At 63.8% G+C, this 13,366-nt stretch carries 13 protein-coding genes and 1 riboswitch; of the genes, 6 read left to right on the top strand and 7 right to left on the bottom strand.

All coding sequences use genetic code 11. The annotated features are described in order from the left end of the window. Positions 1-98 precede the first annotated feature (98 nt). Positions 99-1,097, top strand: a complete 999-nt coding sequence (locus AC0L2C_RS28230) for a DUF2125 domain-containing protein (protein WP_473524959.1) — start codon at positions 99-101, stop codon at positions 1,095-1,097. 53 nt (positions 1,098-1,150) lie between these two features. Further along, positions 1,151-2,074, top strand: a complete 924-nt coding sequence (locus tag AC0L2C_RS28225; protein ID WP_287238201.1) for a sugar kinase — start codon at positions 1,151-1,153, stop codon at positions 2,072-2,074. 91 nt (positions 2,075-2,165) lie between these two features. Here AC0L2C_RS28225 and AC0L2C_RS28220 read toward each other — a convergent pair whose 3' ends face one another. Then, positions 2,166-3,101, bottom strand: coding sequence for a prephenate/arogenate dehydrogenase family protein (locus AC0L2C_RS28220; protein ID WP_473524958.1), 936 nt, complete (start codon positions 3,099-3,101; stop codon positions 2,166-2,168). 6 nt (positions 3,102-3,107) lie between these two features. Then, on the bottom strand, positions 3,108-4,217 hold the full coding sequence (hisC, locus tag AC0L2C_RS28215) for a histidinol-phosphate transaminase (protein ID WP_287238203.1): 1,110 nt from the start codon (positions 4,215-4,217) through the stop codon (positions 3,108-3,110). Positions 4,218-4,440: 223 nt separating this feature from the next. After that, positions 4,441-4,518, top strand: a riboswitch (SAM riboswitch). A gap of 119 nt (positions 4,519-4,637) precedes the next feature. Between hisC and metX the strand changes: the two genes are divergently transcribed. Next, positions 4,638-5,807, top strand: coding sequence for a homoserine O-acetyltransferase MetX (gene metX, locus AC0L2C_RS28210; protein WP_077372941.1), 1,170 nt, complete (start codon positions 4,638-4,640; stop codon positions 5,805-5,807). Positions 5,808-5,865: 58 nt separating this feature from the next. After that, positions 5,866-6,480, top strand: coding sequence for a methionine biosynthesis protein MetW (gene metW, locus AC0L2C_RS28205; RefSeq protein ID WP_023797197.1), 615 nt, complete (start codon positions 5,866-5,868; stop codon positions 6,478-6,480). Positions 6,481-6,551: 71 nt separating this feature from the next. Here metW and AC0L2C_RS28200 read toward each other — a convergent pair whose 3' ends face one another. The 3 genes from AC0L2C_RS28200 to AC0L2C_RS28190 all read right to left on the bottom strand — a co-directional run bounded on the left by AC0L2C_RS28200 (position 6,552) and on the right by AC0L2C_RS28190 (position 10,235). Further along, on the bottom strand, positions 6,552-7,322 hold the full coding sequence (locus tag AC0L2C_RS28200; protein ID WP_245277581.1) for a DUF1194 domain-containing protein: 771 nt from the start codon (positions 7,320-7,322) through the stop codon (positions 6,552-6,554). Between the two features lie 194 nt (positions 7,323-7,516). Next, a complete protein-coding gene (locus AC0L2C_RS28195; RefSeq protein WP_473524957.1) occupies positions 7,517-9,343 on the bottom strand; it encodes an ABC transporter ATP-binding protein/permease in 1,827 nt (608 codons plus the stop codon). A 115-nt stretch (positions 9,344-9,458) separates the two neighbouring features. Next, a complete protein-coding gene (locus tag AC0L2C_RS28190) occupies positions 9,459-10,235 on the bottom strand; it encodes a class I SAM-dependent methyltransferase (RefSeq protein ID WP_287238307.1) in 777 nt (258 codons plus the stop codon). A 340-nt stretch (positions 10,236-10,575) separates the two neighbouring features. Here AC0L2C_RS28190 and gloB point away from each other — a divergent pair, with 340 nt between their 5' ends. Beyond that, complete coding sequence (gloB, locus tag AC0L2C_RS28185) at positions 10,576-11,343, top strand: hydroxyacylglutathione hydrolase (RefSeq protein WP_473524956.1); 768 nt, start codon at positions 10,576-10,578, stop codon at positions 11,341-11,343. Between the two features lie 40 nt (positions 11,344-11,383). Further along, entirely contained in the window at positions 11,384-11,824 is a 441-nt protein-coding gene (locus AC0L2C_RS28180; protein ID WP_473524955.1) for a cupin domain-containing protein, read from the top strand. Here the strand turns inward: AC0L2C_RS28180 and AC0L2C_RS28175 are convergent. Continuing rightward, positions 11,799-12,467, bottom strand: a complete 669-nt coding sequence (locus AC0L2C_RS28175; RefSeq protein WP_473524954.1) for a lysoplasmalogenase family protein — start codon at positions 12,465-12,467, stop codon at positions 11,799-11,801. The two genes, AC0L2C_RS28180 and AC0L2C_RS28175, sit on opposite strands and share 26 nt — an antisense overlap. Beyond that, positions 12,467-13,354: an aromatic amino acid exporter YddG gene (yddG, locus tag AC0L2C_RS28170; RefSeq protein ID WP_473524953.1), complete on the bottom strand. Its 888-nt coding sequence runs from the start codon at positions 13,352-13,354 to the stop codon at positions 12,467-12,469. Before yddG ends, AC0L2C_RS28175 begins: the two co-directional genes overlap by 1 nt. Between the last annotated feature and the right edge of the window lie 12 nt (positions 13,355-13,366).

Genomic DNA, 13,366 nt, shown 5'->3' with positions numbered 1-13,366 from the left:
CCGCACTGGAATCGGTGTTTTTTCAATCCGTCTCCGTCTACCCGATCTTGCCGGAAACGACAGTCTCCTCTGCAACACGCGCCAACGAGAGCCGCAGCATGACGTCAAATGACGAACGCCCGCCGAATTTTCTCCGCCGGCTGTTCTGGCTCGGCGTTTTCATCGTCGTGCTGTTTGGCCTCTACAGCGCCGGCTGGTTCTACCTGGCAGACAGGGTCAAGAGCGAAGCCGGCAAAGCGGTGGCCGAGTTCAACGGCAATGGCATCGAGGCGGACTGCGTCAATCTCACGGTCAGCGGCTACCCCTTAAGCTTCGCCGTTACCTGCGACAGCCTGGCTTATCAGGACGACAGCAGGAACGTCGCCGCCTCGCTCGGCAGCCTCAAAGCAGTCACACACGTCACCCAGATCCTGTCCCCTGGCGCCGACCTGCAGGGGCCGCTCAGGACCTCCGTGCCGGGGATGGCGCCGCTGTGGATCGACTGGGATAATCTGCGAGCGAACGTCAAACTGTCCTGGCCCCTGCCCCGGCGCGTTTCACTGGAGGCAGAGGCTCTGTCAGCCCAGACCGATCCCGCCGATGGCACAGACCCGGTCGAGCTGTTCAGCGCTGGGACAGCGGTCGGAGAATTGCGTCCGAACGGCCAGGACATCGACTATGCCGGGAGTTTTACCGATCTCGAAATCGATCCGGGCGCGATCGATGGCCGCGTGCTGCCGCCGCTCGACGGCAGCGGCGACGTGACGCTGAAGAACGGCGTGGCGCTGATCAAGAAACAAACGGAGAGCCTGCGCGGCCAGGCGGTGGATATCGGCAAGCTCGATCTGTCGTCGGGAAGCGCGCGCGTCACCGTTTCCGGGCCGGTCTCGGTCGATGCCGACGGGCTGATCGACGCCGATTTGATGATCAGGCTCAGCGATCCGAAGGCGGTGGCGGAAATCCTCGGCAAAGCCATTCCCGAGCAGAAGAGCCAGATCAAAACCGGCTTTGCCGGGCTGGCGCTGCTTGGCAACGAACCGTCGATGCCGCTCAAGATCGTCAAGGGCAAGGCCTCGCTCGGTTTTATCCCTCTGGGCAGCATCAAGCCGGTCGATTAGGCGATGATTGCGAACCTCCAGTTCGAAAAGACCATGGCCAAGCAGGAAGATAGATGAACCGCCCGGTGAAGCTCCTGAGTGTTGGCGCGCTGACGCTCGATACGATCCTTCGCGTCGACACGCTTCCGGCGCGTCAGGGCAAGTTCATCGCGTCCGACGGCGTCCAGATCGCCTCGGGCATGGCTTCGAGCGCGGCCTGCGCCGCACGCCGCCTGGGCGCGGAGGTATCGCTGTGGGCGAGCGCGGGAGACGACCTCGTCGGCGATCAGCTGGTCGCAGGCATTGAGGCCGAAGGCGTCGATTGCAGCTTTGTCCGGCGCGTCGCCGGGGCGCGGTCGGCACTGTCGGCCATCCTGGTCGACACGCATGGCGAGCGCATTATTGTTCCGTTCTATAACAAGCTCGCCCAGGCCGACCCCGAAGCGCTCCCCATTCAGGATCTCACCGCATTCGACGCCGTCCTGGTCGACGTGCGCTGGCCGGGCGCGGCAGCTCTGGCCCTGACGGCGGCGCGCGCAAACGGCCGTCCAGCCATACTCGATGCCGACACCGCGCCACGGGCCGTGCTGGAACGGCTGTTTCCGCTCGCCTCGCACATCGTCGCGTCGGAGCCGGCGGCGTTCATCCTCTGCGGCGAGGAGCAAGGCCCGCAGGAGGCCTGTGAAGCGCTGGCCAGACGCACCGATGCATTCGTAGCGGTGACCTGCGGCGCAGCGGGAAGCTGGTGGTTCGACCGTTCGGTGGCGTCGGTGCGCCACGTCGCCGCGCCAAGGATCAAGGCAGTGGATACGCTTGCCGCCGGCGACGTGTTTCACGGCGCCTTTGCCGTCGGGCTGGCCGAGGCCATGCCGATCGAACGGACATTGCGCTTTGCCAGCGCCGCCGCCGCGCTCAAATGCCTGCGCTTCGGCGGCAGGCTGGGCGCGCCGGACAGGGCCGAGACACTGGCGATGATGGCGGCTCACTGGCCGGATTGAGCGCGAGGCGGCCTTCAAATCGGATGGTACCGCCGCTCTATCTTTTGCTTGAGCATCGGATTTCACATAAAACCGGTACGGGTCCGATGCTCTATCCCTTGGCCGGATGCTCGACTGCCTGCCGGCCAAAGTCCGGCACGTCGATGTCCTGGCCGGCCTCGATGATCGAGCGGCGCACGGCGCGGGTGCGGGTGAACAGGTTGAACAGCTTTTCGCCGTCGCCCCAGCGGATCGCCCGCTGCAGCGAGGCCAGATCCTCCGAGAACCGCGCCAGCATTTCGAGGATGGCATCCTTGTTGTGCAGGCAGACGTCCCGCCACATCGTCGGGTCGGACGCGGCAAGGCGCGTGAAGTCGCGAAAGCCGGAGGCCGAATATTTTATGACCTCGGACTTGGTCACCGACTCCAGATCGTCGGCGGTGCCGACGATGTTATAGGCGATGATGTGCGGCAGGTGCGAGACGATGGCCAATGTCATGTCGTGATGCTGGGGATCCATCGTGTCGATGTTGGAGCCGCAGCGGCGCCAGAATTCCGAGAGCCTTTCCAGCGCCTCGGGATCGGTGCCGGGTAGCGGCGTGAAGATGCACCAGCGGTTTTCGAACAATTCGGCAAAGCCGGCGTCCGGGCCCGATTTTTCAGTGCCGGCCAGTGGATGGCCGGGAATGAAATGCACGCCGGCAGGCACATGCGGCTGCATCTGCGCGATGACCGACGCCTTGGTCGAGCCGACATCGGTGAGGATCGCGCCCGGCTTCAGCGCCGGCGCGATTTCCTCGGCGACCTCGCCCGAAGAACCGACCGGCACCGAAACGATGACCAGGTCGGCATCGCCGACCGCCTCTTTCGCATCCGACGTGTAGGAGGAGCCGAGGCCGAGTTGTTTCGCCCGCGCCAGCGTCGTTTCGCTGCGCGTCGAGATGGCGACATGACCGGCAAGGCCTTCGCGATGGATTACGCGGGCCAGCGACGAGCCGATCAGGCCGATGCCGACCAGCGCGATCTTTTCGAACATCGGTGATGTCATGGTGTTCTAGCTTTTCAGAAATGTCGCGAGGGCGGCGACCACGCCGCGATTGGCCTCTTCGGTGCCGATGCTCATGCGCAGCGCATTCGGGAAACCGTAGCCGGAAACGCGCCGCAATATGTAGCCGCGCGCACAGAGGTAATCGTCCGCAGCTGCCGCCGAATGTTTTTTGTCTTCGGGAAAGTGGATGAGGACGAAATTGCCGACGCTCGGCGTCACCCGCAGTCCGAGCCTGGTCAACTCCTCGCTCACCCAGGTCAGCCAGGTCTCGTTATGCGCCACGCTGCGCTCGACATGGGCACGGTCGCGGATCGCGGCAATGCCGGCCTCGATCGCCGTCGCGTTGACGTTGAAGGGACCCCGCACCCGGTTGATCGCATCGATGACATGCATCGGCGCGTACATCCAGCCGATCCGCGCGCCGCCGAGGCCGAGCTTGGAGAAGGTGCGGGTCATGACCACGTTTTCCGCGCCAGCCACCAGTTCGACGCCGGCTTCATAGTCGTTGCGGCGGACATATTCGGCATAGGCTGCATCCAGCACCAGAAGCACGTTTCGAGGCAGGCCGGCATGCAGGCGGCGCACCTCCTGGAACGGCAAATAGGTGCCGGTCGGGTTGTTGGGATTGGCAAGGAAGATGATCCGCGTACGCGGCGTTACGGTGGCAAGGATCGCATCGACGTCGGCACGCTCATTGGTTTCCTTGACCGACACCGGGACAGCACCTGCCGACTGGATGTAGATCTTGTAGACCATGAAGCCGTGTTCGGTGATCACAGCTTCATCGCCGGGTGCGAGATAGGTCTGCGCAAGCAGGCCCAGAATCTCGTCGGAACCGTTGGAACAGACGATGTTCGCCGGGTTGAGGCCATGCACCTCGGCGATCGCCTCCCGCAGGCGCCTGGCGGTGCCGTCGGGATATATGTCGAGCTTGGCCGCGACGTCGCGCGCTGCTTCTATCGCCTTCTGCGAGGGGCCGAGCGGGTTCTCGTTCGACGACAATTTGTGGACCTTGGTAACGCCGGCCGGCGCCGTGCTTTTGCCCGGCACATAGGCTTCGATGTCCATGATCCCCGCGCGGGGCGTTGGACGTGCCTGATCCGATGCCTGGTTCATATTGCAAAAATCCGTCGAGAACGCTTCCACCTAGTGTGGTGGATTTGAAGTTCCTGCCATTTTGGTGGCAACGGCGCTCAGGAACTTCAAATCCAGCACACTAGAAGCCGCAGCGGAAATACAAGTCGTGGCCTGGAATGTCGAGAGGCGGCGATCATGGGTGAGCGACTGGCATGGGTAAACGACTGGCCGTTGACGCCGAGGCGCGCCGGTCCTAAAGAAAGGCGAATCCCGTGGTGATTTGGCCGGTCGGCTTGCAGCCACGTTAAACAACTCGCTAAAGGGCCGTTTGCATCTTGTAACCGGCTTTGCGAAGGCAATGCCGGTTTTTTGTTGTCCGCAGCCGGCCGGACAGTCGCATCGACCCGAAAATCGCAATCGACTTTCGGAAAACACGATGGGTTAATGTAAGAGGATGCGATGGTCGCGCTGCGCACGAAAAGGACCAACAACGAGGCCGACGAGCCGTCGAGCCCGGTGTTGCGTTTCGGTGCCGACAAGCCGCTCAAGCTCGATGCCGGCACGCTGCTGTCACCGTTCCAGATCGCCTACAAGACTTACGGCACGCTCAACGACGCCCGCTCCAACGCCATCCTCGTCTGCCATGCACTGACCGGCGACCAGCATGTCGCCAGCACCAATCCAGTGACCGGCAAGCCGGGCTGGTGGGAAGTGCTGATCGGCCCCGGCAAGATCATCGACACCAGCCGCTTCTTCGTCATCTGCTCGAACGTCATCGGCGGCTGCCTCGGCTCGACCGGCCCCGCCTCGACCAATCCCGCCACCGGCAAGCCGTACGGGCTCGACCTGCCGATCATCACCATCCGCGACATGGTGCGGGCGCAGTTGATGCTGGTCGACCATTTCGGCATCGAAAAGCTGTTCTCGGTGCTCGGCGGCTCGATGGGCGGCATGCAGGTGCTGCAATGGGCGTCGAGCTATCCGGAGCGCGTTTTCTCGGCGCTGCCGATCGCCACCGGCGCGCGTCATTCCTCGCAGAACATCGCCTTCCATGAGGTCGGCCGGCAGGCGGTGATGGCCGATCCCGACTGGCATGGCGGCAAATATTTCGAGCAGGGCAAGCGTCCAGAAAAGGGGCTGGCCGTGGCGCGGATGGCCGCTCACATCACCTATCTGTCGGAGGCGGCCCTGCACCGGAAGTTTGGCCGCAACCTGCAGGATCGTGAAGCACTCACCTTCGGTTTCGACGCCGATTTCCAGATCGAGAGCTATCTGCGCCATCAGGGCATGACCTTCGTCGACCGCTTCGACGCCAACTCCTATCTCTACATGACCAGGGCGATGGACTATTTCGACCTTGCCGCCGACCATGGCGGCCGGCTCGCCGACGCCTTTGCCGGCACCAAGACCCGTTTCTGCCTGGTCTCCTTCACCAGCGACTGGCTGTTCCCCACCGAGGAGAGCCGCTCGGTCGTTCATGCGCTGAACGCGGCCGGCGCCTCGGTGTCTTTCGTCGAGATCGAGACCGATCGCGGCCACGACGCCTTCCTGCTCGACGAGCCGGAGCTGTTCGCGGCCATCAACGGCTTCATCGCGTCGGCGGCCCGCGCCAGGGGGCTCAGCGCATGACCCCGAAAAGTTGCAGACTTTTCGGATCAAGGTCATGCGCCAGTCAAGAGGCACGATCATGAGTGTCAACCACGCCCAGCGCGTCGACCTCGAAGTCGTCGCCGATCTCATCCCGCCGCAGTCGCGGGTGCTGGACGTCGGCTCCGGTGATGGCCTGCTGCTCGAATTGCTGCAGGCAACGAAGCAGGTCGACGGCCGTGGAATGGAACTGTCGCAGCGCGGCGTCAACGAATGCGTGGCACGCGGCCTGTCCGTCATCCAGGGCGACGCCGACAAGGACCTCAAATTCTATCCCGACAAAGGTTTTGATTTCGTCGTCCTGTCGCAGACCTTGCAGGCGACCCGCAACCCGAAGCTGGTGCTCGACGAGTTGCTCAGGATCGGCAAGCACGCCATCGTCTCCTTCCCCAATTTCGGCCACTGGCGGGTACGCCTTTCGCTGTTCGTCGAAGGGCGGATGCCGGTGACCAAGGACCTGCCCTATTCCTGGTACGACACGCCCAACATCCATTTCTGCACCATCCGCGACTTCGTCAATCTCTGCGAAGAGCTTGGCGCAACGGTGGAAAAGGCAACCGCGCTCGACGCCAATGGCCAGAAAATCGGCCTGTCGATGCCATGGTGGTTCTGGAATTTCTTTGGCCAGCAGGCGGTGTTCCTGCTGAAGCGATAACGGCGACCCGTCGCTTCGGCCAGCCGGCCCGAGTCCGGAGACATCTGGGACTGATCGCCATTCGTCGAGGTCTAACGATCAAGTTCCGGAAAATACGGATCGGAGAAAAACCGCCGACCGCGCTCGCCTTGCAAACAGTCGACCGGTGCTGCCGCGTCGACCGGGACGGACCCGGGATCGGCCCCGGGACCGGCATTAGGATCGGTAACACCGCTGACCTCGAGGACCAGCTTGCGGCGTATGGCGGTCACGAATTCCGAAGCGGCATAGACCGGCAGCACGAAGGAGCCTGGCCCGCCTGTGACGCACTCGGCATAGTATTGGTCGAGATGGCTGAAGCTGGGCGACGGGCTGATCAGGATCGGCAGGCCATTGATGACGATGCCCTTTGCTATCGCGGCGTCGCGTGTCGTGGCGACGGGCATCCCGATATTGTTGGGGCCATCGCCTGAGATGTCGATGACGCTGCGCGTCGCGTCGAAGGCGGCTCCATCCAAAAGCTTGGCGCCGAAGGCGAGCGCACTGGAAATCGAGGTGCCGCGAAAGCTCCTGAACGGGCGCGCCTCGATCTTGCCGGCGAATACCTCGGCGCTCTCGGCATCGTCGATGACCTGCCAGGCAATGACGGCGTCGTCGCGGACGGTGCCTGCCCATTCGAAATAGGCCAGCGCAATGCGGCCGTTCACGCCCGAACGCACCGCATTGATGAAGTCGGGGTGGCGCAGCGCCTTGACATAGCCGGCGCGCTGCAGGGCGAATTCCTTTTCGTCCATCGAGTGCGAGATGTCGACCGCCAGCACCAGTTCGACGTCCACGGCAATGGTGTCGGCAGGCGCGGCCAAAGGTGCTGCCTGGGCACGGGCAAGGCAGGCAAGCAGGCTGACGCAGGTCGCCCAAAAGCGCGCAGCGGTTTTGGGGTAACGACAAGCATCGAAGCAAAGACTCAAAGCGTGTCGCATGAATCCAACGCCGCAGGCTTCCGAACGATGCCGGCAATCTTTCGACGCGATCACGGCAAAATAAAGCTTACGGCCGGCTATGCCTGTTGGCGGGCTTTGGCGACGGCCGGGGGTGGTTCGATCGCGCCGGCCCTGACACGGACTGGCTTGAGAGGCGGTCGCTCGAAATCTTTCACGATCGCCAATGAGCGCGGGAAGAATTCAATGTTGTGCTGGCCACGGCCGATATTGAGGATCGCGGCGTCGGCAAGACGCGCCTCCAGCATCGACAGCACCCGCCGCAGCGTCGCGCCGTCGAACGTGTCCAAAGCCTCGTCGATGATCACCCATTTCGGCTGCCGCAAGACCAGCCGGGCAAAGGCAAGCAGGCGCTGCTCGTCATCGCTCAATTCGCGCTCCCAGCGCGCCGACCGGTCGAGCGAGGATGACAGCCGCCCGAGACCGACCTCGGCAAGCACCGCCGAGATCTCGGCGTCGCTGACCGCGGCATCGGCGTGGTCGAGCACCTCGCGCAGCGTGCCGAGCGGGAAATAGGGTTTTCGGGGAACGAAGGCCGGCACCTCTCCGGCCGGCATGCCGATCCGCCCGCTTCCCCACGGCCACAGACCGGCAATGGCGCGGAAGAACAGCGTCTTGCCGGCGCGCGGATCTCCCGTGATCATGACGCGCTCGCCGGCGCGGATCTCGACATGGGACTCGGCGAGCTTGGTGCATCCATCCCGCGACGCAATTTCGAGCTTGTCGAATGTCAGCCTGCCGTCCAGATTTTCGCCGAACTCGATGCGCCTCTCGCTGTGGTGGAGCACATCCGTTTCAGCAAGCGCGATGCGGAAATCGGCGACGCGCATCAGCGTGGCGCGCCAATCGGCGATGCCGCCGATATTGTTGATGAACCAGCGCAACGAGGAATGCACCTGGTTGAAGGCGCCGACAGCCATCATCAGCCCGCCGAAGCTGATGTCACCGGCGAAATAGACCGGCGCGGCGACGAGGATCGGCGCGACGACAGTGATCCAGCCATAGGTGTCGGTCACCCAGGAAAGATTGATCTGGGCGCTGTAGATGCGCCGTATCGCGCCCAGCACCGTGCCGAGGTCGAGCTCAAGCCGCCGTCGCGCGTCGGCCTCGCCGTGCGCAAGCGCGATGGCATCGACATTCTCGTTGACGCGGACCACCGAGGAGCGCAGCTCCGCCTCGCGCGTATAGCGGTCGCTGTTGAAGCGGATGAGCGGCCGTCCGACCAGCCAGCTCAGCCAGGAGGCGGTGCCGGCATAGAGGATTGCGGCCCACACCATGTAGCCCGGAATCGCCAGCGAATAGCCGCCGACATGGAAGACGAAGCCGGAAGACAGCGACCAAAGGACGCCGACGAACGAAACAAGCAGAATGAACGACTGCAATAGCCCTATGCCGAGACCTGTCGAAAGATCGGAGAGATGCCCGGCATCCTGCTGCAGGCGCTGGTCGGGGTTGACGCCGATGGCGCCGGCGTTGGCGAGCCGGAAAGCCCGCGCCGGCCGCATCCATTCACCGATCAGATCGACGGTCAACGCCTCACGCAGCTTCAGCCGGATCGTCTGGTCGAGCCAGGTCTGGCCGACATTGAGCACCACAAGCCCGCCGGCGATGGCGGAAAACACCAGAAGCTGGTGCAGGAAACCCTGCATGTCGCGCCGAGCCAGCGCGTCGTAAAAGGGCTCGTTCCAGCGATTGAGCAGAACCTGCCCGATCGAGGTTGCCACAATGACGGCGACTATGCCGAGGCAGGCCCAGAGCAGTCGTTTGCGGATCGGCGACTTCGCCAGCGCCAGCCCGATTGTCGCCAGCTGGTCGCGCAGGCTGCTAGCTTCGACCGACGCGGCAATCGGCTTGGCGCTGGCCTCGAAATCCGGATGATCAGCCATTGATGAAGACCCTTCGCAAGCGGTGCTGAAACCGGTGAGCAAGTCGAATCAATCGGGTAGCAAACCCGCCCACGACAGATAGGTGGGAAAAAGCGTGATTCCGATCACGAAAACGTCATCGACGGCGAGGCGACGGCGCGTTCCCGCTCGGCGATATCCGGCCGAGCCTTGTGGCGCCATGCGGCGAGAAAACCGGCACGAAGACGCGGCGAGAGGCGCGCTGGACGACCGGCACACCCTGATAGAGCCGCTTCTGCGCCTCGACGACGATGACGCCGGAAAAGATCGGCCAGAACCTGCGGCCGGCGCGCTCCAGCACATTGTGGAACCGCATCATGAAGCGTCGCCGCGATGGCGGGAAGAACAGGGCGTCGGACCAGGCCGCGGGCGTGAAATTCGCTTCGCGCAGCAATTCGGTGAGCTGGCCGCGCGAGAAAGGCCGGCCGCTGCCGAACGGCGTATGCTCGAAACGGGCCCAGACACCGCGCCGGTTGGGCACGACGATGACGACGCGGCCTGCGGGCGACAGCACCCGCCAGATTTCGTTCAGCGTCTCGCGCGGGTTCTCGGCATGTTCGAGTGAATGGACGAGCAGCATGCGGTCGATGGAGGCATCGACCAGCGGCAATTCCTCATCGAAGACCAGCGCGGTCGCGGTCGGCCCGGTGGCCGGCCAGACCACCGCGCCTTGTGTCGCCGGCATGAAGGCAAAGACACGTTCGGCATCGGTGCCGAACCGTTCCAGCCACGGCAAGGTGTAGCCGAGGCCGACCAGCCGCTCATTGGGCACGACAGCCCATATCGAGGACAACGCCATGGTGATCGAGCGTTCGGCCAATCGCCCGAGCGTGGTGGAATAAAAGGAGCGAAGGTCGACGATATCGGAATGCATGCGCGGCACGCTATCTTCGATGCTGTCCAAGTTCAACAAAGGCGCCCAGTTCTACAAAGACGCCAAGTTCTACAAAGATGGATGACATGTGCGGGCAAGCGCCCTATGTCTGCGGCGACTGCTGCATCGGCAAGAAATTGGTTTCGATTTCGGAAAGCACGATGCAGCAGATAAAAAGTGTTAGAGCGTCGTTTGTGCGTCCAACTGGACGCGCGGCGCACTAGAGCAATTCCAGGAAAAGTGTGAAACGGTTTTCCGTCCGGAATTGCGCAAAAACAAGGAGAGAGAGAGCCGTTCGGCGTTTCCGTGAAACGATGAACCGCTCTCGTGGAGAGATGCGATGCCGGTTGAAATCGAACAATTCATGTGCCGCAGCGACAATTTCGGTGTGCTGGTGCATGACCCGAAAAGCGGCCAGACCGCGATCATCGACGCGCCCGAGGAGGCGTCGATTCTGGCCGCGATCGAGCGTACCGGCTGGACGCCGACGATGATCCTGACCACCCATCACCATGTCGACCATGTCGAGGCCAATCTGGCGCTGAAGGAGCGCTTCAAGCTGCGCATCGTCGGACCGGAAGCGGAAAAGGCAAAAATCCCCGGCATCGACGAAACCGTCGAGCAGGGTTCGGTCATCCACCTCGGCGAGGAGAGGATAGACGTGATCGCCACGCCCGGCCACACGGCGGGCCATGTCTCCTATCATCTGCCGGCGTCGAAAGTGGCGTTCACCGCCGACACGCTGTTCGCACTTGGCTGCGGCCGGCTGTTCGAATGCAAGCCGCCGGTGATGTACGATTCGTTGAAGAAGCTCGCGGCGCTTCCGGCCGAGACGGTCGTCTATTGCGGCCATGAATACACGCTTTCCAACGCCCGCTTCGCGCTGACCGTCGACCCGACCAATTCGGCATTGAAGGAGCGCGCCGCGAAAATCGAAGCGCTGCGCGCCGACGGCAAGCCGACGCTGCCGACCACGATCGGTGAGGAACTGTCGACCAATCCGTTCCTGCGCTGGCACGATCCGGCAATCCGCAAGCATCTCGGCATGGAGAACGCCTCCGACGCCGACGTGTTCGCCGAAATACGCAAGCGCAAGGATAATTTCTGAGCACCGTTGATGATCTGGCATCCATGAAGTTTTGGGGAAAATGACCAGTTCCGCCGAAATCATCGCGGCGCTCGGCCTGAAACCGCATCCGGAAGGCGGCTGGTATGCCGAGACCTTTCGCGATGGCGCGGAAGGCGCTCGCGGCCATTCGACCGCGATCTATTTCCTTTTGGAGCAGGAGCAAGTGTCGGCCTGGCACCGCGTCAAGGACGCCGCCGAGGTCTGGCATTTCTATGCCGGCGCCCCGCTGGCACTGTCGATGAATCGGGAAAACGGGCCGCTGATCGAGCAGGTGCTCGGCACGGCATTGGCGGCGGGCGAGCGGCCGCAGATCGTTGTGCCGGCAGGCTGGTGGCAGTCGGCGCGCAGCCTGGGCGAGTGGACGCTGGCCGGCTGCACCGTGGCGCCGGGGTTCGATTTCGCCGCCTTCGAGCTGGCCGAACCAGGCTGGAGTCCTAGCCCAGCAGGAAACCCATCGTGATCGCCAGCTGGGCGGCATAATACAGCGCCCAGACCGCGCGGCGCGTCCAGTCGCGGTGCGGCGAGATGGCGCTCAGCAGGAACTTTTCCGAGGCGAGCAGCCCGTCGGACGCCATGAACAGCACGGCGCCGACGACGACCCAGAAATTGCTCAGGGTCAGCGCCGAAATGCCCATGGCAAAAATTGTCGCGATATAGACGCTGATGGGAAGGCGCAGGGCGGGGCCGACACGGCGCCAGAGCGCAAAAAGCATGGCGAGCGCCAACACGGCCATTGCCACGGCAATCGCCGCGCGCCACGGCTCGGCCGAGAGCAGCCCGACCCCCTCGCCGGAGCGCAGGAACAGCGCGATGTAAAGCCCAAGCGCCACGAGAAAACTGGCCAGCCCGCCGACAAAAGCCTTTTCACCGTCGCGCGACAGCAATGCGTCGCCGACGGCGCTGAGCGCCAGCGCCGCGATGAGCAGCCACGGACCGCCCTGCAGCGATGCCAGCACGGTGAGCATCGCCACGGCCAGCGTCTTGACCGCGGAACGCGCAAGCGTCTGTGGCATGTCGATGGTGAAGGCGTAGATCACCGCGGCGGCCAGCGAAAACAGCAGCGTCGCATTGGCGTCGGCGTCGATGCCGCCCGGAAACGGCATCACGCCCCTGCCTCGCTCGCAGCCCTCTTGCGCAAGAACAGCGATTTCGCCGCAAGCGCTGCGCCGCCGGTGATCAGCACGCAGGCGGCGAGGATGCGCAGGGACGGTTCGGCGAAACCGGCTGATATCAGCACCAGCGTCGACAGCAGCGGCGCGGCATAGCTTGCCGCGCCCAGCACCTGGATGTTGCCGCGCTTGACGCCGATATCCCAGGCGTAGAAGGCCGCGCCCACCGGCATCAGGCCGAGGCCGAGCACGGCCAGCCACTGGCCGGCGCCGACAGGCAGCACCGTTTCTTCCAGCATCAGATGGCAGACAAGCGAAAGCGCTGCCGTGGCCGCACAGAACCAGGTGACGATGCTGGTCGGCACCGACGGAAAGCGGCGCGACAACAGCGAATAGGACGACCACAGCACGGCGCAGATGCCGGCCATCGCATAGCCGAAGGCATAGCGCGCGTCGAAGGCAATCCCGCCGGCCTTGGTGACGATCAGAAAAGTGCCGGCAAGGCCAAGCAGTGCGCCGACGACATGGTTCCAGGCCAGGCGCTCGCCCGGCATCAGCGCCGATCCGAGCACGATCAGCAGCGGCCACAGATAGGCGATGAGGCTCGCCTCCACCGCCGGTGCGTTGCGCAGCGCAGTGAAATAGAAGAAGTGATAGCCGAACAGGCCGGCAATGCCGATCAGCCACACTTGCGGCGGTATTTTCCCGCTCCCGGCGGTGGCCGGCATGAACAGCCGCGCGACGAGCCCGACGCCAGTGCCGATCGTGAAGGTGATCGCCGAGAGCAGGAATGGCGGCACCTTGCCGGAAGCGTCCGTAAGCAGCGCCAGCAGCGCCCACATGGCGACCGCCGAGAAGCCGATCAGTGTTGCGCGCCCCATGTCCGTCTCCGG

It is taken from the genome of Mesorhizobium sp. WSM4845 (assembly GCF_055811455.1).
This window is presented reverse-complemented; position numbering and strand designations above follow the sequence as displayed.

Coding starts and splice junctions, on each gene's coding strand:
- metX (WP_077372941.1), top strand. CDS start 4,638: ATGGTCGCGCTGCGCACGAAAAGGACCAACAACGAGGCCGACGAGCCG.
- AC0L2C_RS28175 (WP_473524954.1), bottom strand. CDS start 12,467: ATGCCGTTTCCGGGCGGCATCGACGCCGACGCCAATGCGACGCTGCTG.
- hisC (WP_287238203.1), bottom strand. CDS start 4,217: ATGAACCAGGCATCGGATCAGGCACGTCCAACGCCCCGCGCGGGGATC.
- AC0L2C_RS28230 (WP_473524959.1), top strand. CDS start 99: ATGACGTCAAATGACGAACGCCCGCCGAATTTTCTCCGCCGGCTGTTC.
- AC0L2C_RS28180 (WP_473524955.1), top strand. CDS start 11,384: ATGACCAGTTCCGCCGAAATCATCGCGGCGCTCGGCCTGAAACCGCAT.
- AC0L2C_RS28220 (WP_473524958.1), bottom strand. CDS start 3,101: ATGACATCACCGATGTTCGAAAAGATCGCGCTGGTCGGCATCGGCCTG.
- AC0L2C_RS28195 (WP_473524957.1), bottom strand. CDS start 9,343: ATGGCTGATCATCCGGATTTCGAGGCCAGCGCCAAGCCGATTGCCGCG.
- yddG (WP_473524953.1), bottom strand. CDS start 13,354: ATGGGGCGCGCAACACTGATCGGCTTCTCGGCGGTCGCCATGTGGGCG.
- gloB (WP_473524956.1), top strand. CDS start 10,576: ATGCCGGTTGAAATCGAACAATTCATGTGCCGCAGCGACAATTTCGGT.
- AC0L2C_RS28225 (WP_287238201.1), top strand. CDS start 1,151: ATGAACCGCCCGGTGAAGCTCCTGAGTGTTGGCGCGCTGACGCTCGAT.
- AC0L2C_RS28190 (WP_287238307.1), bottom strand. CDS start 10,235: ATGCATTCCGATATCGTCGACCTTCGCTCCTTTTATTCCACCACGCTC.
- metW (WP_023797197.1), top strand. CDS start 5,866: ATGAGTGTCAACCACGCCCAGCGCGTCGACCTCGAAGTCGTCGCCGAT.